This window comes from Anaeromyxobacter oryzae (assembly GCF_023169945.1).
GTDB classification, from domain to species: domain Bacteria; phylum Myxococcota; class Myxococcia; order Myxococcales; family Anaeromyxobacteraceae; genus Anaeromyxobacter; species Anaeromyxobacter oryzae.
Genome location: NZ_AP025591.1, coordinates 4,082,471 through 4,107,511, shown reverse-complemented (window position 1 = coordinate 4,107,511; position 25,041 = coordinate 4,082,471). Strand labels below are relative to the sequence as shown.

The window sequence follows — 25,041 nt, the reverse complement described above, 5'->3', positions numbered from 1 at the left end:
TGCCCCCTCCCGGCCGCGCGGAGCGGCGGCCCCCTCCGGGAAAGCTAGGGCGCGTACCGGCGACGCCGTGAGCCCTGGGGGGCGGAGGCCGGAAGTGCGGCGAGAGGTTTCCGAGAGGTGGAGCGCGCGCTCGCCCGGCGGGCTACCGGAGCGCGCGATGCGGCCTACCGGCGGCTGGCCCACTCGCGGAGGAGGAAGTCCTCCTCGAGCGGCGTCAGGTCGAACCGGACCGCGGCCTCGCCGACGGCGCGGGCGCGGTCGAGGCGCGGATCGTCCTGGGCGCGATCGTCGAGCCACCGCATCGCGCGGCGCAGCGTCTCTCCGCTCGGCTGCAGCCCGCCGCCGCCCATCGTGCTGTCCGCCATGATCGGTCCTCCGGGCCCCCGGCGGGCAGCATGGACCCGCCGGCGCCCCGGAGCACGGACCTTCGGGGTCAGCGGCGATCGGCGCCGGGAGGCTCCGGGAGCTTCTGCGCCGAGGACTCGGGCTGGCTCCAGCCCTCCTCCTCGCGCGGATCGTCGTCGCCGCTGGCGATCCGCAAGCCCGGCTGCACCGCGTCCGCGGCCTTCTGCGGGGTCATCACGTCCTTCTCGTCGTCCGGTCCCTGGGGCATCCGCTCACCTCCGTGAGCCGACGATGGGCACGGGCGGATCGGGCCGCCCGGCCGGGCGGCCGCTCAGAGGACGAGCCACGTCGCGGCGACCCCGGCGGTGCCGGCCGCGAGGGTGGCGAGCTGTGCCGCGAGCACCTGCCGGCCGAACCTCCAGCCGCCGGCGACCGCCGCCATCACCCCCTTCACCAGCGTGTTGGACGCGGCGCCGAGGAAGATCGTCGTGGCGGCGACCTCCGGCCGGACGCCGGCGCCCGCCAGCTTCGCCATGGAGAGCGTGATCGCGTCGACGTCCGTCGTCCCCGCCAGGACGCCCGCGGCGTAGGTGCCGCCGGTCCCGAGGTACAGGGTCGCGGCCTTCGAGCCGAGGAGCACCGCCGCGAACACGAGCGCGAACCAGACCGCGGCGCCCAGCTCGAAGGGGTTCGTGAACCCGACCGCGCTCCCGTCTCCCCGCGCGCGCTCGGAGCGGTGCCAGAGCACGAGGCTCGCGCCGGCGCCCGCGACCGCCGCGCCGAGCATGGGCGCCGCGAGCTTCGCCTCGAGCGACGGGTTCACCACCGCGACGATGACGAACACGCGGAGGAACATCACGGTGGACGCGAGCATCACCGCGAGCGCCGCGGACGGCGCGAGCCCGGGCTGCTCCTTCGCGCGTTCGCTCATGGCGAGCGTGACCGCCGTGGACGAGACGAGGCCGCCCACGAGCCCGGTGAGCCCGAGGCCGCGCCGAGGCCCGAGGAGCCGGATCGCGGCGTAGCCGGCGAAGGAGATCCCGGAGATGAGGACGAGCAGGACCCCGATCTGGAACGGGTTCAGGACGTCGAGCGGCCCGTAGGTCCGGTCCGGCAGCAGCGGCAGGACGACGACCGCGACGAGGAGGAACTCGAGCGTCGCCGCGGCGTCCTCCGCGGTGATCCGGCGCGCGAGCGGGTGGAGCTTCGTCTTGGACGAGAGCAGGAAGGTCGCGACCACCGCGATCGACGCGACCACGAGGAGCTTCGTGCCGAGCGGCTCGAGGACGCCGCGCGTCATCGAGAGGACGCCGAGCAGGAACGAGAGCAGGAACGCGGCCTCGGAGGTGATCCCCCGGTGCCCGCCCCGGAGCACGTCCCCGGCGTAGTTCACCGCGAGGAGCAGGACCATCGCGGCGAACGGGATCGCCACCACGGCGAGCCCCACCTCGCGCGCGGCGAGGGTCGCGACCGCGGCGCCGAGCGAGAGGAGCGGGTGCGTGCGCGCCCCGCCCGGGAACGAGTCGCGCTCGGTGTCCGCCGGCCGGGAGCGCTCGCGCTCGAGCCCGATGAGGAGGCCGGCGGCGAGCGCGATGCCGAGCGAGGCGTAGGGCTCGAGGTGGGCCATCCAGGGACATCCTACCGCGGGCCCCGCCCCCGCCGCCCCGTGCGGCACGGTGCCCCGGGGTCGCCGCGCGGGCGCCGTCAGCGACCGAGCAGTCGCCGCAGCCGCGACCCGAGCCCTTCCGGCGACTCGCCCGCCAAGGGTGCGCCCCCGGTGACCCGCACGACCGCCGCGCTGAGGTTGTCGGGCGTGCCGCGCGCGTTGGCCGCGTCGAGCAGCGCCCGGCACGCCTCGGCGGCGAAGCGCTCCCCCACGAGCGCCGGTAGCTCGGCGTCGTCGAGGACCCCGTGGAGCCCGTCGCTGCAGAGGAGGAGGATGTCCCCCGGCGCGAGCCGCTGGACGATCCGGTCGCGGCTCACGATCAGCTCGCGCCCGACGCTGCGGGTGAGGACGCTGCGCTCCGGGTGGAGGCGCGCCTTCTCGCGGCTGAGCAGCCTCATGCGCACCTTCTCCGCCGCGACGGTGTGGTCCTTGGTGAGCTGGACGGCGGCGCCGTTCCGGAGCAGGTACAGCCGCGAATCGCCGACGTGCACGGCGGTGAGCTCCCCGCCGGCGACCACGGCGGCGGTGAGGGTGGTGGACATGCCGCGCAGCTCCGGGACCGCGATGGCGCGGTCGTAGAGCTCGATGTTGGCCTGCTGCACGGCGCGGTAGAGCCGCTGGCCCGGCGCGGCGGTGGCCGGCTCCTCCGCGTAGGCGCGCAGCAGCACCTCGACGGCCATCTGGCTCGCGACCTCGCCGGCTGCGGCGAGCGAGACCCCGTCCGCGACCACCGCGAGGGCGTTGCCGTCCGGATCGACCCGCGCCGCGCAGGCGTCCTCGTTGTGCGGGCGCGTGGTGCCGCGGTCGGTGAGCGCGGCGGCGTCGAGCACCCATTCACCCACGGCCACCTCGGCGCACGTTTGTTGCGGCGCGCCTCGGGCGCGCACTAAGGTTGGCCCATGTCATCACGGGCTCCGGTCGCCTGATGCGCGACCCCGTCGTCGGCGAGAAGCTCGACCAGTACGAGCTCCAGGCGCTCCTCGCGCGCAGCGGCATGGCGTCGATCTTCCGCGCGATGGACGGGTTCACCGGCGCCACCGTGGCGCTCAAGGTCCCCCACGTGCAGCTCGAGGCCGACGTGGTCTTCGCGCAGCGGTTCGAGCGCGAGGAGCAGATCGGGCAGAAGCTCGACCATCCCAACATCGTCCGGTTCCTGAAGCCGCGCGAGAAGAGCCGGACGTACATGGTGATGGAGTACGTCGAGGGCAAGTCGCTCCGCGCGCTCATGAAGGGGAAGCCCCTCCCCACCGCCCAGGCGCTGGACGTCGCCCGGCAGGTCTGCGGCGCGCTCGCCTACCTGGAGTCGCAGGGCGTCGTGCACCGGGACATCAAGCCCGAGAACATCCTCCTCACCGCCTCGGGCCAGGTGAAGATCCTGGACTTCGGCATCGCGCTGGCGGAGGCCTCGCGGCGGCTGACCTGGGGCGCGCTCTCCAACGCGCTCGGGACGCCCGACTACATGGCCCCGGAGCAGATCCGCGGCCGCCGCGGCGACATCCGGACCGACATCTACGCGCTCGGGATGCTGCTCTACGAGATGCTCACCGGGCACCTCCCGTACGACAGCGCCAACCCGCGCGCCCTGCTCCGCGCCAAGGCCAGCGAGGAGCCCCGGCCGCCCAGCTACTACGTGAAGGACTTCGACCCCTCGCTCGAGGCCATCATCCTGAAGGCCATCGAGCGCGACCCGCGCCACCGGTACGCCGCCGCGGCCGAGCTGTGCCGCGACCTTTCGGACCCGTCCGCGGTGGCCGCCCGCGATCCCGCCCTGGGCGACTCCCGCCGGCGCGCCAGGGTCCGCGCCCGCCGTCGGACGATCGCCTCGGCGCTCGTCGTGGCCGTGCTCCTCGCGCTGGGGATGCTGGTCTGGCTGAGCAACCGCCTCTCGGCGCCGGCGAGCCCGCGCGCCTCGCCCGCCGTGGAACGGAGGTGACGCGTGGCCCCGTCGCTCGAGCCGTCGTTGAACCTCGCCTGGGTGCTGCTGACCGGGTTCCTCGTCATGTTCATGCAGGCCGGGTTCGCCATGGTGGAGACGGGCTTCACCCGCGCCCGGAGCGCCGCCAACACCATGGCCATGAACCTCATCATCTACCCGGTGGGCGTCCTCGGGTTCTGGCTCGTCGGCTACGGCCTCATGATGGGCGGCGTGCGCGAGTGGACCACGCTCGGCGCCGCCGCGCCGGGCGGCCACGAGCTCGCGCTCACGCTCGGCGGCCGGGCCTGGGGCCTCGCCGGCGCCGCCCGGTTCGCGCTGGTGACGGTGGCCAGCGAGCCCTCGCACCTCGCGATGTTCCTGTTCGCGACGGTGTTCATGGACACCGCGGCGACCATCCCCACCGGCGCGATGGCCGAGCGCTGGAGGTTCGCCGCGTTCCTCGTCTACGGCGTCTTCATGTCGACGCTGCTGTACCCGCTCTACGGGAACTGGGTGTGGGGCGGCGGGTGGCTGGCCCAGCTCGGCGTGAACGTCGGGCTCGGCCACGGGCACGTCGACTTCGCCGGCTCGAGCGTCGTCCACATGACGGGCGGGCTCACGGCGCTCGCCGGGGCCATCGTGCTCGGCCCGCGCCTGGGGCGGTTCCGGGCCGACGGCACCATCGGCGCGATGCCCGGCCACAACCTCCCCATGTCGGTGGTGGGCACGCTCATCCTCGCCTTCGGGTGGTTCGGCTTCAACGCCGGCTCCACCCTCTCGGCCGCGAGCCCCCGGATCGCGCTCATCGCCGTGAACACGATGCTCTCCTCGGCCGGCGGCGCGCTCGCGGCGCTGCTCTCCGTCTGGTTCACGCTCGACAAGCCGGACGTGGGGATGGCCTGCAACGGGCTGCTGGGCGGCCTGGTCGCGATCACCGCCGGCTGCGCCTTCGTCACGCCCGCGGCCGCGGTGCTCGTGGGCGTGGTGGCCGGCGTGCTGGTGGTCTGGAGCGTCGGCCTGCTCGAGCGCAGGCTGCGGGTGGACGATCCGGTCGGTGCGTTCGCGGTGCACGGGGTGTGCGGGACCTGGGGCGCGCTGGCCGTCGGCCTCCTGGCCGACGGCAGCTGGGGGAACGGCTGGAACGGCGTCGCGGGCCCCGTCCGCGGGCTCCTGTTCGGAGACGCCGGCCAGCTCGGCGCGCAGCTCGTGGGCGTGCTCGCGAACGCCACGTTCGTCTTCGGGACGTCGTACGGCTTCTTCCGGCTGGTGGACCGGCTCGTGGGGAACCGCGTGTCGGCCGAGGTGGAGCAACAGGGCGTCGACGCGCTGGAGATGGGGACCGACGCCTATCCGCGAACCTGAGGACGCCCCGCGCCGGGGCGCGATCCCGGGCAAGGATCGCGCCCCGGCGGGAGCGGCCGCGGCCCGCGCTACGCGGCGACCACCTTCTCGATGAGCACCGCCTTCCCCTTCTTGCGGCTCGAGCGCAGGAAGTAGACAGCGCCGTAGGCACCCCAGAGCAGGCACACGCCCAGCGCGATGTACGGCTCCTTCGGGCTCATCCCGCTCACCGTGAACGGGCCCACCAGGTAGAAGAGCATGCAGGCCAGGTTGGCGAGGAGGCCGAAGAGCGGCACGAACAGGTGCTTGAACCCGCTGAACTGCTTGTGCTCCCGGAACGCCACGATGGCGACGATGCAGGTGAGCATGTAGAGCAGGAACGTCCCGAAGTTCGAGATCAGGGTCATGATCACGAGGCTGTTCGGCAGGCTCGGGTAGGTCTCGGGCTTGAAGAGGCCGACGGAATACCAGAAGCCCTGGTACTTGGCCTCGAGCGGCGCCGGCGAGGTGCCCCCCAGGTACGTGACCACCGTGAAGATCCCGAGCACCGCCGAGATGACGGCCAGCGTCCAGATGGCGCGGTGCGGGGTGAGCCGCTTGCCGTGCAGGAACCCGAAGTGCTCCGGCACCTCGTTGTCCTTGCCCATCGCGTAGGTCACGCGCGCGCCGGTCGACAGGCACGACAGCGTCGTCCCGATGAGCGCGAGGAACACGGTGGCCGCCTGGACGAGCATGAAGGCGCGCCCGGCCGCGTAGCTGCCGAAGAGCCAGGTGCCCGCGAGGACCATCATGTCGCCGAGCGGCGCGCCCGAGGCGGCCGCGTCGCTGAGCGTGTAGCCCTGGTTCAGGAAGTAGTTCGCCGCGAAGTACTCGATGGCGTAGCAGACGATGCCCTGGATGCCGAGCGAGAGCAGCACGGCCCGCGGGATGTCGCGCTTGGCGTTCTTCGCCTCCTCTCCCATCGAGGTGACCGACTCGAAGCCCACCAGGATCAGGATGGCGATGCACGCCTGGATGACGATGAACGAGAAGCCGTGCGGCGCGGTCACCGACGAGGCGGTCGGGTGGAACTTGAAGTGCGGGGTGAGGTCCTTGGGGTGATCCGCGTCCACCGGCTCGAGGCTGGTGGCCGCCGCGGGCGCGTAGCTCAGCGTGAACGGGACCGGCTTGCCGTCCTTCAGCTCCGGCACCGGGTTGCCGTCGGCGTCGAGCTTGTTCTGCAGCACGGGCTGCCCCGCCGCGTCGAGCTTGGGCTTGCCGTTCTCCAGCGCCGGCTCCTGCGCGACGACGAAGTCCACGGGCACGCCGTTCACGAGGTGCCAGCCCCTCGAGCCCTCCGGGTGGTTCATCCGGTAGGAGATGGCGATGACCGAGAAGACCAGCAGCGCGGTGATCTGGATGACGTTGATGGCGAAGTTCACGCCGGTGGTGCCGGTCACGCCGCGGAACGCGATGTACGCCACGCCCAGCGCGAACACGACGCAGAAGACCGCCATGAACGGGAAGCTGTTGTACGCGCCGCTGAAGGTGTTCGGGAAGAACTGGTTCAGCAGGTAGCCGGAGAGGATGGCGGTCACGCCCACCATGACCCCCGGATAGACCCAGTAGTAGAGGTGCGAGGCCCACCCGGTGATGAACTTGGCGACGCGAGCGAACCGGTAGGCCTTGGTCCGGTTCAGGAAGGCCTGCTCCGCGAAGAAGTAGGAGGACCCCGCGCCGGGGTACAGCTTCGACAGCTCCGCGTAGCTGATGGCGGTCGCGAAGCAGAGCAGCAGCGCGGCGAGGATCCCGAACCACATGGCCGAGCCGGCCATGGGCGCCCCGTACAGCGACTGGATCTGGAACGTCAGCCAGAGGAACGCCCCCGGCGCGATGAGCGCCATGGCGTTGATCGTCAGGCCGGTCAGGCCCAGCGTGGGGCGCGGCCCCGTCGTCCCCGTCGAGGGGCTCGTGCTTCCTTCGTTCAGCGGTGTGGCCATGTGAATGCTCTCCGGTCTCTCGGTTTGGATTTCCGCCCGTCCCGTCCAGGTCGACAAAGAGGCCTTTGTGCAGCGGACGTGCCGGGGCGTGCGCGCCCGCGGCGGACGAGGCGTGCAACGCGAGCATTTCGACGCGTGGTCGCGGACTTCGCGCTCGCGCGCTGGCGACCCGCCGCGCAGGGTGCTGCACAATGCAAAGGCGGCTGGAAGGAGCGCGCCAAGCGCCGCCCGCGGAGCGGGCACTCCGGTGCGTGCGGAGCGAGCCGAGGACGGGAGACGCGGACGGGCGAGCTGGCGCCCGACCGGGAAGCCGGCGGCCGTCTCGCCCGGGCTGCGCCCCGCGTTCCGCCCCGACGGCGATCAGAGGTCGCGACGTGCGCCGGGCCGCCGGCAGTCGACCCGGCGGTGAGGACTTGCGCGTCGTGGTTCCCGCCGGCACGCTCCGCGCCGCCCTACACGGTGAGTGGAGTCCGGAGCGCAGCTCCTCGGCGTCGTCCCCGCGCGCGCGGGCCGCGAACGAGCCGGGGCCCGCCGGGAATCCGGGCATGGCTCAGCCCGCCGGGCGTCCAGATCCGCCGCCGCGCGCTGGAACGGCTTCGGCGCGATCGCCCCTCAACGCTCTGCCACACGGAGTATTTCGCGCCCGGGACGGGTCGTGCGGTTCGCGGCACATACCGTGCAATCCGCACGAACCGGCTCGGGCGACGCCCGCGCCGCACGGCTGAATTTTTCGGCTATTCGCGCAGCTCGAGGGAGCCAAAGACATGTTGAGGCGATTCATCGAACGGTTGCACGAGCGGGAGGGACGGCGGGTCTTCCTCGCCGTGCTCGGCGGGAAGACCATCGCGGCGCTGCTGCTCTGCGGCGCGATCTACGGTCTCTCCAACTTCGTGGGTACGGCCCACGCCGAGGAGGCGGCCGCCGTCGCGCCGTACATCAACCCGATCAACACGCTCTGGACGCTCGTCGCGGCGTTCCTCGTGTTCTTCATGCAGGCGGGGTTCATGATGCTCGAGGCCGGCTTCGCCCGCGGCCGCGAGACGGTGAACATCCTCCTCGAGGGCATCGTCGACACCGCGCTCTGCGGCATCCTCTTCTGGGCGTTCGGCTTCGCCTTCCTGTTCGGCTCGGGGAACGGGTTCATCGGCCTGCAGTACTTCTTCCTGCACGGCACGCCGGAGACGTACGGGGCGACCGGCATTCCGATCCTCGCGTTCTGGCTCTTCCAGTTCGCCTTCGCCGACACGTGCAGCACCATCACGTCGGGCGCGATGGTCGGCCGGACCGGCTTCTGGGGCGACATCCTCTACAGCATCGGCGTGAGCGGCTTCATCTACCCGATCATCGGCCACTGGGCGTGGGGGCCGGATGGCTGGCTCGCGGTGGCGGGGTTCCGCGACTTCGCCGGCTCGACGGTCGTTCACACCATCGGCGGCTTCGTCGCCATCGTGGGCGCGATCGCCCTCGGGCCCCGGCTCGGCCGCAAGTTCAAGCGCGACGGCGGCGGCATGCCTCCCGGCCACGACATGACGATCGCCGCGGTGGGCGGCGTCATCCTGTGGTTCGGCTGGTACGGGTTCAATCCCGGCTCGACGCTCTCCGCCATGGACTACATCGGCATGAGCCGCGTGGCCGCGAACACCACCCTCGCCGCGGCGGCCGGCGCCCTCTCCGCGCTCTTCTTCGTCTACCCGCGCCACAAGATCTGGGACACCGGCTTCACGGTGAACGGGTTCCTCGCGGGCCTCGTCGCCATCACCGCGCCCTGCTACTGGGTGTCGCCGTTCGGTTCCATCGTCATCGGCGCCGTCGCGGGCGTGCTCGTCGTCGTCGCGTTCGACTTCGTCGAGTGGCTCCGCATCGACGACCCCATCGGCGCCTGGGCGGTGCACGGCGCGAACGGCGTGTGGGGCACCCTCGCGCTGGGGCTCTTCGCGACGGGCCAGTTCGGCGTTCCCGGCCCCACCGGCCCGGACACCTCCACGCTCGTGAAGGGGCTCTTCTACGGCGGCGGGTTCGCCCAGCTGAAGCTGCAGCTCATCGGCAGCGGCGCCGTCATGCTCGCCACCGTCGTGGTCGGCTTCGCCCTGATGTACGCGGTGAAGGCGACCGGCACGCTGCGCGTCTCCGAGGAGGGGGAGCTCATGGGCCTCGACCTGCACGAGCACGGCGGCTTCGCGTACCCCGAGATCATGTCGCCGCTCGGGTCGGTCGGCTCCGGCCACGCCCTGATGGACCCGGAGGACGCGCGCGCGGTCGTCCCGGTCCCGGCCGTGAAGCCGTCCTGATCGATCGTGGGATCGCCGTGAACAAACGAGCCGCGCCCCCGTCCCCGGGGGCGCGGCTTCTCCTAGTCCGCGATCGGCAACGTGAACCAGAACGTGCTGCCGCTCGCGGCGTCGGTCTCGACGCCGATGACGCCGCCGTGCGCCTCCACGATCTCCCGCGCGATGTAGAGCCCGAGCCCGATCCCTCCGCCCTTCGCGCCCGGGATCTGGAAGAACCGGTCGAAGATCCGCCCGACGTACTGCGGGGGGATCCCCGGTCCTGCGTCGCGGACCTCGAACCGGGCCACGTTCTTCCCCCGCACGGCACGGGCGACGACCCGCGCGCCTCGCGGGCTGTGGCGCAGCGCGTTCCCGACGAGGTTCCCCAGCACGATTCCGATGCGGTCGGGGTCCGCGGAGACCGCCAGCGCCCCCGGGAGCTGCACGTCGAGGTCGATCCCGGCCGATCGGGCCGACACGGCCGCCTCGGACGCGGCGCGCTCGAGGATGCGGTCCGCCTCGACCGGACGCGCGTGCACCTCGAGCGCCCCCGCCTGGATGCGCGACAGGTCGAGGATCTCGTCGACGAAGTCGAGCAGGCGTTCGCAGTCCGCTCGTGCACCGCCCATGAGCTTCGCCTGCTCGTCCGTGAGGGGCCCCGCGGCGCCGTCGGCGCACAGGTGCACCGCCATCCGGAGCGAGGTCAGCGGCGTCCGGAACTCGTGCGCGACGGTCGCCACGAGGTCGTTCCGGAGCTGATCGAACCGGGCGAGGCGGGTCACGTCCTGGAGGACGAGGGTGACCCCGATCGCGGTCCCCTCCGGCGAGACCAGGGCCGTCGCCTGCGGAAGGAACCGCCGGGGTCCGTCCGCGCTGGAGATCGCGACGGCCTCGTCGAGGCGGTGCGGCACGTACGAGCCGCTCCCGCTCACGACGTGCCGCCGCGCCGCCTCGAGCCGCTCCGCGAGCGCCGGCTCCAGGCCGAGCGCGTGGAGCTGCTTCCCGGTGCCCTCCTCGCGGCGCAACCCGAGGACCCGCTCGGCCGTCCGGTTGAGGTTCAGGACCGCGCCGCCGGCGCTCAGGATCAGCACCGGGTGATGGAGGCTCTCGATCGCCGCCTGCGCGGACTGCTGCGCGCGCATGAGCTCGCCGAGCGAGCTCCTCCGGTACGCGTCGAGCCGATCGGCCATCGTCTCGAACTCGCGGGCGAGCGCGGAGATCTCGTCGTCGCCGGCCGGGCGCAGCCGCGGCTCCCGGTGGCCCTCGCCGAACCGCCGGACCGCGCGCGCGAGGCTCGTGAGCGGTCGGACGGTGCGAGTCGTCAGGCTGGAGGAGATGACGAGGCCGATCGCGAGGGCAGAGCCCGTGGCCGCCGCCATGAGCGCGAGCAGCCGCCCCGCCATCCGCCTCGCGCCTTGGCTCTTTCTCCGGATGGCCTCCGCGTTCAGCGAGAGGATCTCGTCCGTCGCGCCCTGCACCGCGGTGCGCGCGCGCGTGAGCGGCCCCGAGTAGGAGGCGCGCCGATCCGTGGCCGCCGCCGCCGCGTCCTCGGCGCGCCGGTACTCGTCCCAGGCGGCGGCGAGGCGACGCGTCGCCTCGGCCTCACCAGGCTCCGTGATGTTCTGCCACTGGGCCGCCAGCTCGGCCTGGAATCGCTCCCGGTGCTCGGAGGGGGCACCCCCCGCGTCCCACCCGACCGCGCGCAGGAGGGCGTCCCGGTTCATCTCCTCGAGCGCGGCGGACATGCGCTGGGCCATCAGCGCGCTTCGATAGTTGTCCTGGAGGGTCTTCGCGGAGCTCTCCCCGAGCGAGGACACGGTCCGCAGGGAGGCGGCTCCGACGAGCAGCAGCGCCGCCGCCAGAGGGGCCTGGGCCAGGAGCAGTCGGCTGCGGAACGTCACGGTCGTCCTCCTCGCGTGCGCGACTCGGCACGCCGCGCGCATGCCGGAATCGAGCCGGCGAGCCGGGTGCCCGGCCCGGAACGCCATTCGAGCAGCGGAGCCGGAGCGCTGCCCAACCAGCGAGCACCATCGTGCCTGCGTCCGCGCCAGACCGCCTCGAGGAGAGCACCCTCGGTCCCGCCGGGGGGGGCGCGACCCGCGCGCTCGTGGTCGACGACGAGCCGAACATCCGCCACACGCTCGCGCTCTGCCTCAGGCAGATGGGTTGCGAGGTAGCGGAGGCTCCGACGGGCGGGGCCGCCCTGGACGAGCTGCGGCGGCGCCCATACGATCTCGCGCTGCTCGATCTGCGGCTGGAGGCGGAGGACGGGATCGAGGTGCTGCCGAGGCTGCTCGCGCTCCGGCCCGAGCTCGACGTCGTCGTCATCACCGCCTACTCGACCATCGACTCCGCGGTCGAGGCGATGCGCCGCGGCGCCAAGGACTACGTCCCGAAGCCGTTCACGCCTGCACAGATCCGCGACCTCGTGGAGCGGACGCGCGAGCGGCGGAGGCTCGAGCAGCGCGTCGCGCACGTCGAGGTGGAGCGGCGCGCCCCGGTCGCCGCGTCGGCGCTCGCCACCGCATCCCCGCGGATGCGCTCCGCGCTCGACATGGTGCGCCGCGCCGCGGCGCACGACGTGCCCGTGCTGCTCCGTGGCGAGCCGGGTACCGGGAAGACCGGGCTCGCCCGCGCCCTGCACGACCAGAGCGCCCGCCGCGCCCGACCGTTCGGCGTCGTGAGCTGCCGTGCGGCTTCCGACGAGCGGCTGACGATCGAGCTCTTCGGCCGAGGCGGCGGAGCCGAGGCCGACGGCAGGGGCGTCCTCGAGCGCGCCAGCGGCGGAACGGTGCTGCTGGACGAGACCGGCGAGCTGTCGCCCGCGCTCCAGGCGCGGCTGCTGCGTCTGATCCAGGAGCGGCGCTTCGAGCGTGTCGGGCAGACGTTGGCGCGCACCTGCGACGTCCGGATCGTCGTGGCGACCGACCGTGACCTCGAGGCCGACGTGACCACCGGCCGGCTGCAGCGAGACCTGCTGTATCGCCTGAACGTGATGGAGATCGTCGTCCCGCCGCTGCGCGAGCGCCCCGAGGACGTGGTGCCGCTCGCGCGCGAGCTCCTGGCGGACTTCGCGAGCTCGGCAGGCAGGCCCGTTCCCACGCTGTCACGCGCCGCCGAGGAGGTGCTGCTCCGCTGGTCGTGGCCGGGCAACGTACGGGAGCTCCGGAACGTCGTCGAGCGCGCCCTGATCCTGGCGCCCGGAGACGTGATCGAGCCCGAGGTCTTCCCCGGCCGGATGCTGGGCCCCTCCTCCACGGGTGAGGTCGTGCCCGGCGGCGACTTCACCGCCGAGGAGATCGAGCGCGAGCACGTGCTGCGCGTGGTCGCCCGGACCCCGACGCTCACGGAAGCGTCCCGCATCCTCGGCGTCGACGTCACGACGCTCTGGCGGAAGCGCAAGAAGTGGGGGCGGTGAACCCGCCCCCTGCGTGGCCGCCGACCGGCGAGAGCACTGCATCCTGCAGCGAGACCCTCCCCGCCGGCGTGCGGCCGAGGAGAGGCTCTCGCGCCGGCGCGGCGGCGGAGCGGCGAGGTGCGCGAACGGCGGGCGGCGGGGCGCCCGCGGCGCGAGCAGCCGCCGCGTGGGCGGCGGTGGTCGTCGAGCGCGACCGCCGCGATCTTGCTCGCCCCCGGAGCAGGACCGCGCCTCGACGGCGGGCAACCGCGACCGGCGGCCGCGGGCGCCGCGGCGGAACGGGCCGCTCCCGGGCGTGCGCTGCATTTCGCAATGCACGGGCATGCACGGTGCAATGCCGCCGGACCGACGCGGAACGGCGACACGCTCTCGCACGCCGTTGCTGCGCCACCTTTCGTTCCCGAGGGAGACCAATGACCGGATCACCGATGACCGAGATCGCGACGAACACGCACCGCGCAGGGCGGCCTCCCCGGCGCAACTGGTCCGCGAGGAGGCTCGTCGCGGCCGTCGCGCTCCTCGCGCCGATGATGGCGCTCGCCTCCGACGCCCCCAAGATCGACACGGGCGACACCGCGCTCGTGCTGGTCAGCGCCGGGCTCGTGATGCTCATGACGCCGGGCCTCGCGTTCTTCTACGGCGGCCTCGTCCGCGCCAAGAACGCCGTCCACACGATGAACCTCTCGATCGTCTGCATGGCCATCGTCGGCGTGCTCTGGGCCGTCGTCGGCTACAGCCTCGCGTTCTCGCCCGGCGGAGCCATCGACCGGTTCCTCGGCGGGTTCTCGTGGCTCGGGCTCTCGGGCGTCGGCGACGCGCCCGAGGCGTCCCTCGCGGCCACCGTCCCGCACTCCGCCTTCATGCTGTTCCAGGGCATGTTCGCGGTGATCACCCCCGCCCTCATCTCGGGCGCCATCGTCGAGCGCGTGCGGATGAAGGCGTTCGTCCTCTTCGTCGCGCTGTGGAGCCTCCTGGTCTACGCGCCGGTCGCGCACTGGGTGTGGGCCCCCGGCGGCTGGCTCCGGAACATGGGCGTCCTCGACTTCGCCGGCGGCACCGTGGTGCACATCAACGCCGCCGCCGCGGCGCTCGTCGGCGCGATCCTCCTCGGCAAGCGCGCCGGCCTGAAGAGCCCCACCGTGCTGCCGCACAGCGTCCCGTTCGCGATCCTCGGCATGGGCCTCCTGTGGTTCGGGTGGCTCGGCTTCAACGGCGGCAGCGCGCTCGCCGCGAGCGGGCTCGCCTCCACCGGCTTCGTGAACACGTTCTTCGCCCCCGCGGCGGCGGCCGCCGCCTGGGGCCTCGCCGAGCTGGTGCTGCACGGGAAGGTCTCGGGGGTGGGCCTCGCCTCCGGCGCCGTCGCCGGGATGGTCGCGATCACGCCGGCCGCGGGGTTCGTGAAGCCCGGCTCCGGCCTGATCATCGGCGCCCTCGCGGCCATGGCGTCCTTCACGGCGATCCGCATCCGCCCGAAGCTCGGCCTCGACGACTCCCTCGACGTCTTCGCCGTCCACGGCGTCGCGGCGACGCTCGGCGCGCTCCTCACGGGCGTGTTCGCGTCGACCGCCGTCAACGCGGCGGGGGCCGACGGCAGCGTGGCGCTGCTCGGGAAGCAGGCCGTCGGCGTCGTCGTGACGATGATCTTCTCCGGCGTGCTGTCGTTCGCCCTCTACAAGCTCGTCGGCGCCGTCACGCCGCTCCGCGCCGACGAGCAGGACGAGTGGACCGGCCTCGATCAGTCGGAGGCGGGCGAGCGCGCGTACATCCCGGGCGACATGGACGCGTCCAGCTCCGGAGCGATCGGCCACGCCGCGCCGTCGCCGACGGCGTCGGCCCTGAGCCTCACCACGAAGTGAGCGTCGAGCGCGCGGCCCGGCCGGGACCCGGGCCGGGCCGCGCGGCCGAGCCTCCGGGCGATCAGGCGAGCAGCCGGAGCACGTCGTCGCGCAGCGCCGCGCGGGCGGCGGCGTCGGGCGCCGCCGGGAGCGCGCGCTCGAGGACCTCCGCCGCCTTCCGGCGGAAGCCCTTCTCCTCGTACACGGCGGCGAGGACGCGGAGCGACGGGAGATGGCGGGGCCGCAGCTCGACGGCGCGCTCGAGCGCGGTCATCGCGCCGAACCCGTCCCCGCTCGCCCGGAGGGCGCGCCCGAGGAGGAGGTGCGCCTCGCCGGAGTACGGGCTCGCGCGCGCCACGCCGCCGAGGACGGCGAGCGCCTCGGCGACGTGCCCCGCCGAGAGGAGCTGGCGCGCCCGCGCGAGGTCCGGCTCCGCGGCGGCGGCGTCCGCGTCCGCCGCGCGGAGGTCCCGGCCGGCGGCCGCCCCCGACACCCGGGCGGCCTCGACCCGCCGGAGGAGATCGTCGAGCCGGAACGGCTTCTCGACGTAGTCCTCGGCGCCGTACTCGTCGCGCGCGTCCTGCGCGAAGCGCCAGCCGCGGTAGATGGCGGTCATCATCACGACCGGCACGTCGCACGTGCGCGGCGAGGACTTGAGCCGGCGGCACGCCTCGAACCCGTGCACGCGCGGGAGCATCGCGTCGAGCAGGACGAGGTCAGGGACGAGCGCGTCGGCCTTCTCGAGCGCCTCCGCGCCGTCGGCCGCCGTCTCGACGGCGCACCCGTTCGCCTCGAGCGTGCGCGCGACGAGGCGCAGGATGTCCGGCTCGTCATCCACGGCGAGCACGAGCGGGCGGCCGTCGCGGGCCCGCGCCGCCGGCTCCGGATCGGCGACCTCGATGGAGACCTCGCCCTCGTCGTCGCCGTCCTCGAGGAGCTCGGCCTCCGCGAGCAGCTCGACCTCCCCCACCTCGTCCGCGGGTGGCAGGGCGGCGCCGACCTGCGGCCCGCCGGCGGCGGCCGCGCCGCGCCACACGGCCTCCCCGCGGTCGCGCGCGTCGTACGCGGCGACGATGGCGGCGCCGAGCGGGCCCCGCACCGCCGCGTACACCGACACCTCGCGCCCGGTCACGAACCGCAGCTCCGCCACGATCCGCTCGTCGAGCGGGTGGGCCATCGCGAGGTGGATCCGGCCGCCCTCCACCGAGAGCGGCAGGATGAGATCCGCCTCGGCCACGGCGCGCGGCACGACCTCGAGCACCTCGAGCGCGATGGAGGTCCGCGAGAGGTCGACGCCGGCCGTCCCGTACCACTCCGCGAGCGCCGCGGCGAGCGCCCCTTCGTTCACGCCGGCGGCGTGTAGCCGCGACGCGAGCGGGAGGGGCGACCAGCGCGGATCCCGGAGCGCAGCCTCGACCTGTGCGCGCGTCGCGACGCCGCGCTCCACGAAGAGATCGCCGATGCGGCGGACCAAGGCCCCTCCCCCGGCGGCCCGTCCGGACCGCCTCCGGGATCCTGACCGGCCGCGCGCGCGCGCCGTCCCACGAGGCAACGGCCCGCCTGCGCGGGACGCGGGCAAACCCTCGGGTGCGCGCGGGTGCGCAGGGGGCGGCCCGCGAGGGGCCGGCGTGCAGGGGCGAGGGGACGTCAGCCGACGGTGTCGGCGTACGTCATCACGAGGTACATCACGCTCTCGCCGTCGGCGCGGCTCCGGTAGACGTGCGGCGCGTCCGCCTCGAAGACGATCGCGTCGCCGGCGCCGAGCTGCTCCTTGCGGTTCCCGACCTCGATCTCGACGGCGCCCTGCGCGACGACCAGGTTCTCGATCGTGCCGGGGTTGTGCGCGTCCGCCTTCTCGACGCCGCCCGGCGCGAGCCGCAGCTCGTAGAACTCCACGCGTCGTGGCTCGTCGAACGGGAACAGGGCCCGCGACGAGAAGCTGCCGTCGTGGCTCGACAGGACCTTGGCCTGCTCGCCCCGGAGGATGTGGAGGCCGCCGCTCGCGCGCGCCGAGATGAGCGCCGAGAACGGCACGCCGAGCGCCGAGGAGATCTTCCACAGCACGTTGATGGTCGGCGCGCTCTGGCCGAGCTCGATCTGGCCGAGCATCGCGCGGGAGACGCCGGACACCTTGGAGAGCTTCTCGAGCGAGAGGCCGCGCTGGCCGCGCAGGCGTCGCAGGTTGCCGCCGACCACCGGCGTCAGGTCCTTGCCCGTCGCCGCCTGCTCGCGGACGTCCGGCGCCGGCCGGGGCTCGGGGGAGGGGGCGGCCGCCCGGCGGCCGCGGGACTTGGGGGTCTCGCGCGCGCTCTTCATCGCGGCTTTCTTTTCCGTTACAACGGAGGCGTTGTCAACGAATGCTCCCCTCGCCGGCGGGCCGTGGCGGCTGACGCTCGTCACGAACCCGGACGACTGCAACCTCGCCTGCGCCATGTGCCCGTGCGGCGTCGCGCGTTCCGAGGGGCGCGTGCCGCGTCCGCCGCGGCGCATGGATCCCGCCCTCGCGTGCGCCATCCTCGAGGAGCGCCGGGGGTCGGCGCTCGTCGAGGTGATCCCCTCCACGATGGGGGAGCCGCTCCTCTGGCCCGGGCTCCCGGTGCTGATCGCCCGCGCCGCCGCGCAGGGGGTCGCGCTGAACGTCACGACCAACGGCACCTGGCCCGGCCTCGGCTCCGTGGGCTGGGCGGAGGCGCTCCTGCCCGCCTCGCGCGACGTGAAGATCTCCTGGAACGGCGCGACGGCCGCGGTCGCCGAGGCGATCATGCCCGGCCTCTCGTTCGCGCGCGCCGTCGAGGACGTCCGCGCCCTGGTCCTCGTCCGGGACCGGCTGGCCCGCGCGGGCACGCGGCGCTGCACCGTCACGTTCCAGGTCACGGCGCAGGAGGCGAACGTCGCCGAGCTGCCCGGGATCGTCGCGCTCGCGGCCCGGCTCGGCGTGGACCGGGTGAAGCTGAACCACCTCCAGCCGAGGTTCCCGTCGCTCGCCGACGCTTCGCTCCGCCGGAGCGCGGACGCGATCGGGCGCTGGAACACCGCCGTGCGGGCGGCGCGGGGCGCCGCCGACGCGGCGCAGCGGGCCGGCGGCGTCGCGCCGGTCCTCGAGAACGCGGTCGAGCTCCGCCCCGATCCCGCCGACCCGGCCCCGCGCGGCCCGTGCCCATTCGCCGGCCGGGAGGCGTGGGTCCACGCCGACGGTCGGCTCGCGCCGTGCCCGCACCCCGCCGCGGCGCGCGGCGAGCTCGGCGACTTCGGCTCCGTCGACCGGACGCCGCTCGGCGAGCTGTGGGCGGGCACCCCGTTCCGCGCTTTCGTCGCGGGCCACCTCGAGCACCCCGTGTGCCGGACGTGCCCCTTCCGCCGGCCCGGGGGCGCGTAGCGGGCGGGCTCGCCGGCGCCCTCGACATCGCCCCGCGGACGAGGCGAGCCGGGGGTCGCCCCGCCCCCGCTTCGGCCCCGACGCCCGCCGGAACTTCGGCTACGCTCGGCCGGTGTCGGAGCCCTTCTCGACCGCGGTCGCCCTCGCGCTCATCGGAGTGCTGCTCGGGCTCTCCGTCCTCGCCTCGCGGGGGTCGGGGCGCTTCGGCGTGCCGGTCGCCCTGCTCTTCCTCGGCGTCGGCATGGCGGCGGGCCTCGCGGGGATCGCGTTCGACGACCACCGCGCCGCGTTCCGCCTCGGCACGGTCGCGCTCGTCCTGATCCTCCTCGACGGAGGCCTCTCGACGCCGGTCGCGAGCGTGCGCCGCGTCTTCGCGCCGGCGGCGATCCTGGCGACCGCGGGCGTCGCCGGCACGGCGCTCCTCGCCGCCGTCGGCGGGCGCATGCTCCGGCTCCCCTGGGGCGCGGCGCTCCTGTTCGGCGCGATCGTGTCCTCCACGGACGCCGCCGCCGTCTTCTCCGTGCTGCGCGGCGCGCGCATCCAGCTCCGCCGGCGCGTCGCGCAGGTGCTCGAGCTCGAGTCGGGCCTGAACGACCCGATGGCGGTGATCCTCACCGTCGCCTTCACCACGGCGCTCGTCGAGGGACACGCGCCGGGCATCTCCATCGTCGGCGGCGCCGCGATCCAGCTCGCCGTGGGCGGCGCCGTGGGCATCGGCGCCGGCCGCGCCGGGCGCTGGGTGCTCGCCCGGGCGCGGCTCAGCGCGGGCGGCCTGTACCCGGTCCTCACGCTCGGGCTCGCGCTCGCGACGTTCGGGGCGGCGACCATCCTGCACGGCTCGGGCTTCCTCGCCGTGTACGCGCTCGGCGTGGTCCTCGGGAACGGCCCGCTCCCGTACCGCACCGGGCTCGTGCGTGTGCACGACGCGATGGCGTGGTTCGCCCAGGTCTCGATGTTCCTCCTCCTGGGCCTGCTCGCCGACTCGGGCCGGCTCGTCGAGGTCGCGCTGCCCGGAGTCGCCCTCGCGCTCCTCCTCGCGTTCGTCGCGCGGCCCGTCGCGGTCGCCGCGTGCCTCGCTCCGCTCCGCTTCGCGCCGCGCGAGGTGACGTTCGTCGCGTGGGTCGGCCTCCGAGGCGCGGTCCCCATCATCCTCGCCACCTACCCCGTCCTCGCCGGCGCCCCCGGCGCGCGACGGATCTTCGATCTGGTGTTCTTCGCGGTCGTGGTCTCCACGCTGCTCCAGGGCGCGACGATCCGCTGGCTCGCGCGGAGGCTCGACCTCGAGGTGGCGGGGACGCCCGCCCCGCGCGCGGTGCTGGAGATCGTCTCGCGCGAGCCGCTCGCGGGCGAGGTGCTCTCGTTCTACGTGGAGGCGGCGAGCGCCGCGGCCGGCTCGGTCATCGCCGACCTGCCGTTCCCCGAGGGCGCGACGATCATGCTCGTCGTGAGGGGGCACGAGCTCGTCCCCCCGCGCGGGCAGACCGTCCTGCAGCCCGGCGACCACGTGTACGTCTTCACGCGGCCGGAGGAGAAGGGGCTGGTGCTGCTGCTGTTCGGGCGGGAGGAGGAGGGGTAGGGGCTCACGACGCGCCCGCGCGTCGAAGAGCGGCGGGGCGCCGCTCTCGCAGGGCCACGTCCGCGTCCGGGAGCGACTACTTCAGCCGGTCTCGGCCGGGAGCGAGGCCTTGCCCGGAGCGTACCGATCCATCCAATCGTCTCCGAAGACCCTCCGCGCCGAGATGATGTTGTGCCGCCGACAGGTGATCCGGACGTTGTCGACGGTCGACGCGCCGCCGAGCGCGACCGGCTCGATGTGATCGAACTCCAGTTGGTGCGTGGAGCCACAGATCTCGCCGGAGGGGAGCCGGAACTGGCACCGGCCGCCGTCCCGCTCCATCACCGCCCGCTTCACGTGCGCCGGGATGTGGTCGCGCTTCGCCGGCCTCGGGATCTTCAGCGGCTTCGAGACGAGGCCCTTCCGCTTCGCAGCCTTCTCGAGGAGGAGGTCGAGGCCTGCCTCGAGAAGCTCCTCCTCCGTCGCCCCCGGACGCGCGTGGGCAAGCGCGTCCTTCGCCGCCTGGAGCTTCCGGAGGAAGCGATCGGAGACGGTGAGGTGGAACCGGCTCAGGTCCGCGGTGAGGGGAACGACCTCGGCGGGCCTCCGCGCGGGGGCAGAGGCATCCACTTCACGCACAGTGAGTTCGTTAGACGAACCGGAAGTGCGGTTCCCCGCCGGCCCGGCGGCCCCGGCCTCCAGCGGAAGGGGCGGGACCGCCGAGGTGGCGCCGGCGGCGACCTCGGAGGGCGCGGTCCGCACCGGACAGACGATGGTGCGGGTCGGAGGCGCGGGGTGCGGCTGGAGCTCTGCCACGACCTCCATCGCCTCTCGCCGGGAGAGCCCGAAAAACCGGGGCAGCACCGTCTCCCAGTTCTGGGGGGTGACGACCCGGGCGGCCTCGACGATGGAGGTCAGGCACAGCCGACCCTCGCCGAGCGCCTCGCCCACCGCGGGCACCTCTTGGATCAGCTCCGCCGCGACCTTCCGGTACTGAGCCGCCGCCTTGGAGAGCCGCAGCTCGCGGTGGAGGTACGCGAAGAGGGAGGCGTGCCCGAGCGTCATCCACGCCCGGCGCCGGTCGAAGTCGGCGAGGGCGACGAGGAACGCGCCGAGGGCGGAGTGCTCGCGGCGGAGGAGGGAGGCGAGGTTCGCGGAGAGGGCGCGTGCGGTGTCCATGCGGAACACTTTCGCATGCGTTTTCGAGGCCTCCTGGAATGCGCGGAACGGCCCGCTGACGCGCGGACGCGGAGTGGCGCCGCGCGGACCGCTCGGCGACGTTCAGCGCAGCACGCCGGCGCGCCAGCGCTCCAGCAGCGCCGTTCTCGCGTGAGCCCGAGCGCGAGCGGCGATTTTCGGCCGCCCTGCGTCAAGCGCAGAGTGAAGTTCCCGTTGGGTGCGGCAGGGATTCATCCGCGCTGCGCCGCCGGCCGTGCGGATCGTAGTTCACTGAGAGTGGTTCATCTGGCGAACTGCTGCTCGCCGGCCCACGGCTCGGCACACACGGACCCTCGTCGCATCGTTCGAACATCGAAGCCCGTTCCCGCGCGGACGCTCCCGCGTGCGCCCCGCGGATCGGCTCAGCTGAGCTCCGGATCACTGGCGCCACAACACACGCTTCTTGTGGGCCGATCCACGCTGCAACGTCCCGTCCACGCGGCTCCGCCCCGGCCGTCCCCGTCTTCTCAGCCCCTTCCCCGCTCACCCATCGGTCACGCATATCTCCGCGTTCACGATCGCCGACGCGCCGGGCCTCGCGGAGACATGTGATGAGTCGTCAGACCCACCGGGAAGGGCGGGGGTGAAGGGGCTCCTCGCGACTCCGGGACGCCGGTCAGACGCCCAGCCCTCACGCCGTTCCCCGAGCGCGTGAGTGGGTAGCCCGGGGTCGCCTCCATCGTTCCTACGTCCTCGACAGCCGGATCGCGTCCTCGAGCTCGTTCACCGGCGGCCGCGTCGCGGCATCCCGCGGGAAGTGCTCCGCGAGCCTCGCGCCGCACAGGGCGATCGCCTCGACGAAGCCCTTGCCCGGATCGCCGGTCCGGAGGCCCTCGACGAGCGCGGCCACGGTCCGGTCCCACTCCCCCGGCGCGAGCTTCGCGTCGATGCCCTTGTCGCCGAGGACGACCGCCTCGCGCTCGAACAGCGAGGCGAACACGAGGACGCCGGTGCCCTCCGTCGTCCGGTGCAGCCCCTGCTCGTGGAACGCGCGGACCGCACGCGCGCGGACCGCCTCGTCCAGGCCGCGGCGCCCGACCAGGAGCCGCTCCACCGGATCCCACAGCGAGATCGCCGCGCCGAGGAGCCCCGCCGCGAGCTGCGCGAGTGGCAGCTCGGGAAGCGTCAGCGGGAGGTGCAGCGCGAGCACCACCGCGGTGGCGATCGCCGCCGCGACGAGCGCGCCGCGGTACTGCGCCTCCGGATAGGGATCGCTCTTCTCGACCACGACCGGCACGATCTGCCCGCGGGAGAGCGCCTCCGCGCGCCGCACCGCGTCCGCGATCCGCGTCCGGACCGCCTCGTCGAACTGGCGCTCGAGCATCGTTCCTCTCCGCAAGAAAGAGACGCGGCGCGCCGGGGCGGCCGCGCGTCGAACGTCTACCAGCGCCCCGAGGCGCCGCCGCCCGAGAAGCCGCCACCGCCGCCGGACCAGCCTCCGCCACCGCCGCCGCCGAACCCGCCTCCTCCCCACCCGCCCCGGCCGCCGCCCCACCCGCCGCCGCCGATCCACGGCCCGCCGCCCCACCAGAGCGACCGGCGGCGCCGCGGGCCGAAGCCCGAGATCGCCCGGACGACGAAGACGAGGACGAAGATCGCGAGGATCGCGAGCGTCGAGAGATGGAGCCCCTGCGGCGCACGCCGGACCGGGCCGACCCCGGAGGGCAGCGCGCCGAGCGCGCCCAGGATCTGCACGCCCGCGTCGTAGAGCCCGTCGCCGAACCGCCCGGCCTGGAACGCGGGGACGATCGTGCCGCGGATGATCCGCGACGACTGGGCGTCAGTGAGCCCGCCCTCGAGGCCGCCGCCGACCTCGATCCGCACCGCGCGATCCTGGACCGCGACCGTGACGAGGACGCCGTTGTCCTTCCCGCGCGATCCGATCTTCCACGCCTCGGCGACGCGTATCGAGTAGTCCTCGATGGGCTCGCCCTCGAGCGACTTCACGATGAGGTACTGGAGCTGGACCCCCTGCCCGCCCGCCCCGCCCCGCGCGCGGACGGAGAGATCCGTGAGCCGCCGGACGGCGCCGCCGTCGAGGAGGCCGGCCTGGTCGACGACCGGGCCGGTGAGCGGCGGGATCGGCGTCGCCGCGACGGCCGGAGCCGAAGCCGCGACGGCGAGCGCGATGGCGAGCGCGCGCACCGGGGTCACTTCCCCCCGAAGTCGACCTTGGGCGCCTCGCGGGCGTTCTCGGTCGTGGCGGTGAACTGCGCCTTGGGCTGCTTGTGGTAGAGCATCCCGTTCGTCCAGCTCGTCGGCGGGACCGTGACGAGGTTGTTGAACTGCTGGACCGCCTCGATGTAGCGCCGCCGCGCGATGGCGATCCGGTTCTCGGTGCCCTCGAGCTGCGCCTGCAGGTCCCGGAAGTTCTCGTTCGCCTTGAGCTGCGGGTAGTTCTCGGAGACGGCGAGGAGCCGGCCGAGCGCGCTCCGCAGCTCGCCCTGGGCCGCCTCGAACCTCTTCATGTTCTCCGGCGTGAGCTGGTCCACGGTGAGCTGCACCTGCGTCGCCTTCGCGCGCGCCGCGACGACCCCCTCCAGCGTCTCGCGCTCGTGGCTCGCGTAGCCCTTCACCGTGGCGACGAGGTTCGGCACGAGGTCCGCGCGCCGCTGGTACTGGTTCTCCACCTCTCCCCAGGCGGCGGACACCGCGTTCTCGGACTGCGGGATCGACTGCACGCCGCAGCCGCCGAGGAGGGCGGCCGCGAACGCTGCCAGGACGGCCCGGTTGGTTTTCATGGCCGAAAGCTAGCGCCAGCCCCGGCGCGGGAACAGCACGAATTCTCGCAGCGACCCCCAGAGAGGGCCTCATTCACGATTTGTATGGATCGGCCGCTGCGCCTGCGGCGCGGGCTCTCATGATCACGGCGTCATCCTTTCGCCCTGCGCCCGTCGAAGGGCCGCTCGCCGCGACCGTTCGTGGTTCGGCCCACCACGAGCGGTGCTCGCGATCAGAGGACGAGCCAGGCCGCGAGCAGCAGGCCGGCGGCGCCGGCGGCGACGCGCAGCGCGCCGTGCCGCACCGCGGCCGCCCCGGCGTGGAAGACCCCGGGCGCCGCGCCCGCGCGGATCGGGCCGCCGCGCAGGCCGCGCACGCCGTCGCGGACGAGCGCGAGGGCGAGCACCGCGCCCCAGGCGATGAGCAGGTGCAGCAGGATCGCGCGAGCGAGCGCGGGCGTCACCGCCGGTCCACCGCGACGACCCGGACGTGCTGCACGGCGAGGTCGGGGCACCAGGTGCCGACGTCGACGAGCCAGTAGGGCTTCGCCTCCTCCACGTACGCCGGGCAGCCGCTGCAGATCCCGTCCGGCGACGCGAGGAAGGTGGCCGTCGCGGGATCGACGTGCCACGTCCACTGCGGGTCGCAGTCGGTCCCGTCGCGCAGGTCGAACCGCGGGATCGCCGGGCCGGGCGAGCTCGGGTCGGCCAGGAGCGCCTCCGCGCGCGAGATGAACGCCGGCGCGATGGCCCAGAACTTCACGATGGACCCGCACGCCTCGAGCGTCACGAACGCGCCCCCCGCGCGGTCCGCACAGGACCCGCTGGTCGGGTCGACGACGCACACCCCGGAGATGCAGGCGAGGCCGGCATCGCAGACGGCGTTGCAGGCGCCGCAGTGCTGGACGTCGTAGCGCAGGTCGTAGCAGACGTCGCCACACAGCTCGAGCGGGACCGGACAGGGATTCCCGGTGCAGCCGAGCGCGGCGAGGAGGAGGGCAGCGAGCGCAGCGCGCGGATGGGGCATCGGCGGCCGCGAGCGTAGCACGGCCGCCAGGCGCCGCGAGGGGCGCCCCTCGTCCGCGCGCGCTCGCGCGCCGCGCTCGAGTCGCTCGCGCCCGTGGACGGCGGAGCGCGCCCGATCTAGCCTCCCGCGGTGCCCGATCTCCCTGCCGGCTGGAGCGCGTTCTACCGGGTCGTCCGCCGCATCCCGCGCGGGCAGGTCGCCACGTATGGCGAGGTGGCCCTGCTCGCCGGCAAGCCGCGCGCCGCCCGCCAGGTCGGCTACGCGCTCGCGGCGCTCCGGGGCGCAAAGCACGACATCCCCTGGCAGCGGGTGCTCGGGACGCGGCCGCGGGGACACGCCGCGATCTCGATCCTGGATCCGATGGGGGCGGCCGTTCAGC

21 protein-coding genes and 1 pseudogene are annotated in these 25,041 nt (G+C 73.9%); 8 read left to right on the top strand and 14 right to left on the bottom strand.

Going from position 1 to position 25,041, the window contains the following annotated elements; all coding sequences use genetic code 11:
- Positions 1-164 precede the first annotated feature (164 nt).
- The 4 genes from AMOR_RS17925 to AMOR_RS17910 all read right to left on the bottom strand — a co-directional run bounded on the left by AMOR_RS17925 (position 165) and on the right by AMOR_RS17910 (position 2,859).
- Positions 165-365, bottom strand: a complete 201-nt coding sequence (locus AMOR_RS17925) for a hypothetical protein (protein WP_248352987.1) — start codon at positions 363-365, stop codon at positions 165-167.
- 68 nt (positions 366-433) lie between these two features.
- The gene (locus tag AMOR_RS17920; RefSeq protein WP_248352986.1) at positions 434-613 is read right to left on the bottom strand and encodes a hypothetical protein; all 180 of its coding nucleotides are present in this window, start codon (positions 611-613) and stop codon (positions 434-436) included.
- A 63-nt stretch (positions 614-676) separates the two neighbouring features.
- A complete protein-coding gene (locus tag AMOR_RS17915) occupies positions 677-1,972 on the bottom strand; it encodes an MgtC/SapB family protein (RefSeq protein ID WP_248352985.1) in 1,296 nt (431 codons plus the stop codon).
- A 77-nt stretch (positions 1,973-2,049) separates the two neighbouring features.
- Positions 2,050-2,859: a PP2C family protein-serine/threonine phosphatase gene (locus AMOR_RS17910; protein ID WP_248352984.1), complete on the bottom strand. Its 810-nt coding sequence runs from the start codon at positions 2,857-2,859 to the stop codon at positions 2,050-2,052.
- A gap of 77 nt (positions 2,860-2,936) precedes the next feature.
- Here AMOR_RS17910 and AMOR_RS17905 point away from each other — a divergent pair, with 77 nt between their 5' ends.
- Complete coding sequence (locus tag AMOR_RS17905; protein ID WP_248352983.1) at positions 2,937-3,944, top strand: serine/threonine-protein kinase; 1,008 nt, start codon at positions 2,937-2,939, stop codon at positions 3,942-3,944.
- 3 nt (positions 3,945-3,947) lie between these two features.
- A complete protein-coding gene (locus AMOR_RS17900) occupies positions 3,948-5,288 on the top strand; it encodes an ammonium transporter (protein ID WP_248352982.1) in 1,341 nt (446 codons plus the stop codon).
- 68 nt (positions 5,289-5,356) lie between these two features.
- Here AMOR_RS17900 and AMOR_RS17895 read toward each other — a convergent pair whose 3' ends face one another.
- Entirely contained in the window at positions 5,357-7,246 is a 1,890-nt protein-coding gene (locus AMOR_RS17895; protein ID WP_248352981.1) for an APC family permease, read from the bottom strand.
- Positions 7,247-8,010: 764 nt separating this feature from the next.
- Between AMOR_RS17895 and AMOR_RS17890 the strand changes: the two genes are divergently transcribed.
- The gene (locus AMOR_RS17890) at positions 8,011-9,534 is read left to right on the top strand and encodes an ammonium transporter (RefSeq protein ID WP_248352980.1); all 1,524 of its coding nucleotides are present in this window, start codon (positions 8,011-8,013) and stop codon (positions 9,532-9,534) included.
- Between the two features lie 62 nt (positions 9,535-9,596).
- Here AMOR_RS17890 and AMOR_RS17885 read toward each other — a convergent pair whose 3' ends face one another.
- Positions 9,597-11,414 carry a HAMP domain-containing sensor histidine kinase gene (locus tag AMOR_RS17885; RefSeq protein WP_248352979.1) on the bottom strand — a complete coding sequence of 606 codons (1,818 nt, stop codon included), beginning with the start codon at positions 11,412-11,414 and terminating at the stop codon, positions 9,597-9,599.
- A gap of 131 nt (positions 11,415-11,545) precedes the next feature.
- Here AMOR_RS17885 and AMOR_RS17880 point away from each other — a divergent pair, with 131 nt between their 5' ends.
- Together AMOR_RS17880 and AMOR_RS17875 are read left to right on the top strand one after the other, a co-directional pair.
- Positions 11,546-12,931 carry a sigma-54-dependent transcriptional regulator gene (locus AMOR_RS17880; protein ID WP_248352978.1) on the top strand — a complete coding sequence of 462 codons (1,386 nt, stop codon included), beginning with the start codon at positions 11,546-11,548 and terminating at the stop codon, positions 12,929-12,931.
- Positions 12,932-13,359: 428 nt separating this feature from the next.
- Positions 13,360-14,787 (top strand): ammonium transporter, encoded by a 1,428-nt coding sequence (locus AMOR_RS17875; protein ID WP_248352977.1) that lies wholly within the window; start codon positions 13,360-13,362, stop codon positions 14,785-14,787.
- A 61-nt stretch (positions 14,788-14,848) separates the two neighbouring features.
- Here AMOR_RS17875 and AMOR_RS17870 read toward each other — a convergent pair whose 3' ends face one another.
- Positions 14,849-16,240, bottom strand: coding sequence for a response regulator (locus AMOR_RS17870; protein WP_248352976.1), 1,392 nt, complete (start codon positions 16,238-16,240; stop codon positions 14,849-14,851).
- A 173-nt stretch (positions 16,241-16,413) separates the two neighbouring features.
- Positions 16,414-17,082 (bottom strand): helix-turn-helix domain-containing protein, encoded by a 669-nt coding sequence (locus tag AMOR_RS17865; protein ID WP_248352975.1) that lies wholly within the window; start codon positions 17,080-17,082, stop codon positions 16,414-16,416.
- 31 nt (positions 17,083-17,113) lie between these two features.
- Between AMOR_RS17865 and AMOR_RS17860 the strand changes: the two genes are divergently transcribed.
- A complete protein-coding gene (locus AMOR_RS17860) occupies positions 17,114-18,142 on the top strand; it encodes a radical SAM/SPASM domain-containing protein (protein WP_248352974.1) in 1,029 nt (342 codons plus the stop codon).
- Between the two features lie 112 nt (positions 18,143-18,254).
- A complete protein-coding gene (locus AMOR_RS17855) occupies positions 18,255-19,718 on the top strand; it encodes a potassium/proton antiporter (protein ID WP_248352973.1) in 1,464 nt (487 codons plus the stop codon).
- 81 nt (positions 19,719-19,799) lie between these two features.
- Here the strand turns inward: AMOR_RS17855 and AMOR_RS17850 are convergent, their stop codons facing one another.
- The 6 genes from AMOR_RS17850 to AMOR_RS17825 all read right to left on the bottom strand — a co-directional run bounded on the left by AMOR_RS17850 (position 19,800) and on the right by AMOR_RS17825 (position 24,662).
- Positions 19,800-20,876 (bottom strand): HNH endonuclease, encoded by a 1,077-nt coding sequence (locus tag AMOR_RS17850; RefSeq protein WP_248352971.1) that lies wholly within the window; start codon positions 20,874-20,876, stop codon positions 19,800-19,802.
- 724 nt (positions 20,877-21,600) lie between these two features.
- Positions 21,601-22,239: a TPM domain-containing protein gene (locus tag AMOR_RS17845; protein ID WP_248352970.1), complete on the bottom strand. Its 639-nt coding sequence runs from the start codon at positions 22,237-22,239 to the stop codon at positions 21,601-21,603.
- A 56-nt stretch (positions 22,240-22,295) separates the two neighbouring features.
- Entirely contained in the window at positions 22,296-23,069 is a 774-nt protein-coding gene (locus AMOR_RS17840) for a TPM domain-containing protein (RefSeq protein ID WP_248352969.1), read from the bottom strand.
- Positions 23,066-23,656, bottom strand: coding sequence for a LemA family protein (locus AMOR_RS17835; protein ID WP_248352968.1), 591 nt, complete (start codon positions 23,654-23,656; stop codon positions 23,066-23,068). The genes AMOR_RS17840 and AMOR_RS17835 overlap by 4 nt, the downstream gene beginning before the upstream one ends.
- A gap of 212 nt (positions 23,657-23,868) precedes the next feature.
- Positions 23,869-24,099: a hypothetical protein gene (locus tag AMOR_RS17830; RefSeq protein WP_248352967.1), complete on the bottom strand. Its 231-nt coding sequence runs from the start codon at positions 24,097-24,099 to the stop codon at positions 23,869-23,871.
- On the bottom strand, positions 24,096-24,662 hold the full coding sequence (locus AMOR_RS17825; protein WP_248352966.1) for a BP74-related protein: 567 nt from the start codon (positions 24,660-24,662) through the stop codon (positions 24,096-24,098). Before AMOR_RS17825 ends, AMOR_RS17830 begins: the two co-directional genes overlap by 4 nt.
- Positions 24,663-24,791: 129 nt before the next feature.
- On the opposite strand from AMOR_RS17825, the pseudogene AMOR_RS29740 reads away from it, so the two are divergent.
- Positions 24,792-25,007, top strand: a pseudogene (locus tag AMOR_RS29740) (MGMT family protein); the annotation flags it as partial.
- Between the last annotated feature and the right edge of the window lie 34 nt (positions 25,008-25,041).

Bases quoted from the DNA above. Each gene is read 5' to 3' on its own strand.
- AMOR_RS17925 (WP_248352987.1), bottom strand. From the start codon at position 365: ATGGCGGACAGCACGATGGGCGGCGGCGGGCTGCAGCCGAGCGGAGAG.
- AMOR_RS17920 (WP_248352986.1), bottom strand. From the start codon at position 613: ATGCCCCAGGGACCGGACGACGAGAAGGACGTGATGACCCCGCAGAAG.
- AMOR_RS17915 (WP_248352985.1), bottom strand. From the start codon at position 1,972: ATGGCCCACCTCGAGCCCTACGCCTCGCTCGGCATCGCGCTCGCCGCC.
- AMOR_RS17905 (WP_248352983.1), top strand. From the start codon at position 2,937: ATGCGCGACCCCGTCGTCGGCGAGAAGCTCGACCAGTACGAGCTCCAG.
- AMOR_RS17895 (WP_248352981.1), bottom strand. From the start codon at position 7,246: ATGGCCACACCGCTGAACGAAGGAAGCACGAGCCCCTCGACGGGGACG.
- AMOR_RS17890 (WP_248352980.1), top strand. From the start codon at position 8,011: ATGTTGAGGCGATTCATCGAACGGTTGCACGAGCGGGAGGGACGGCGG.
- AMOR_RS17875 (WP_248352977.1), top strand. From the start codon at position 13,360: ATGACCGAGATCGCGACGAACACGCACCGCGCAGGGCGGCCTCCCCGG.
- AMOR_RS17865 (WP_248352975.1), bottom strand. From the start codon at position 17,082: ATGAAGAGCGCGCGCGAGACCCCCAAGTCCCGCGGCCGCCGGGCGGCC.
- AMOR_RS17850 (WP_248352971.1), bottom strand. From the start codon at position 20,876: ATGGACACCGCACGCGCCCTCTCCGCGAACCTCGCCTCCCTCCTCCGC.
- AMOR_RS17845 (WP_248352970.1), bottom strand. From the start codon at position 22,239: ATGCTCGAGCGCCAGTTCGACGAGGCGGTCCGGACGCGGATCGCGGAC.
- AMOR_RS17835 (WP_248352968.1), bottom strand. From the start codon at position 23,656: ATGAAAACCAACCGGGCCGTCCTGGCAGCGTTCGCGGCCGCCCTCCTC.
- AMOR_RS17825 (WP_248352966.1), bottom strand. From the start codon at position 24,662: ATGCCCCATCCGCGCGCTGCGCTCGCTGCCCTCCTCCTCGCCGCGCTC.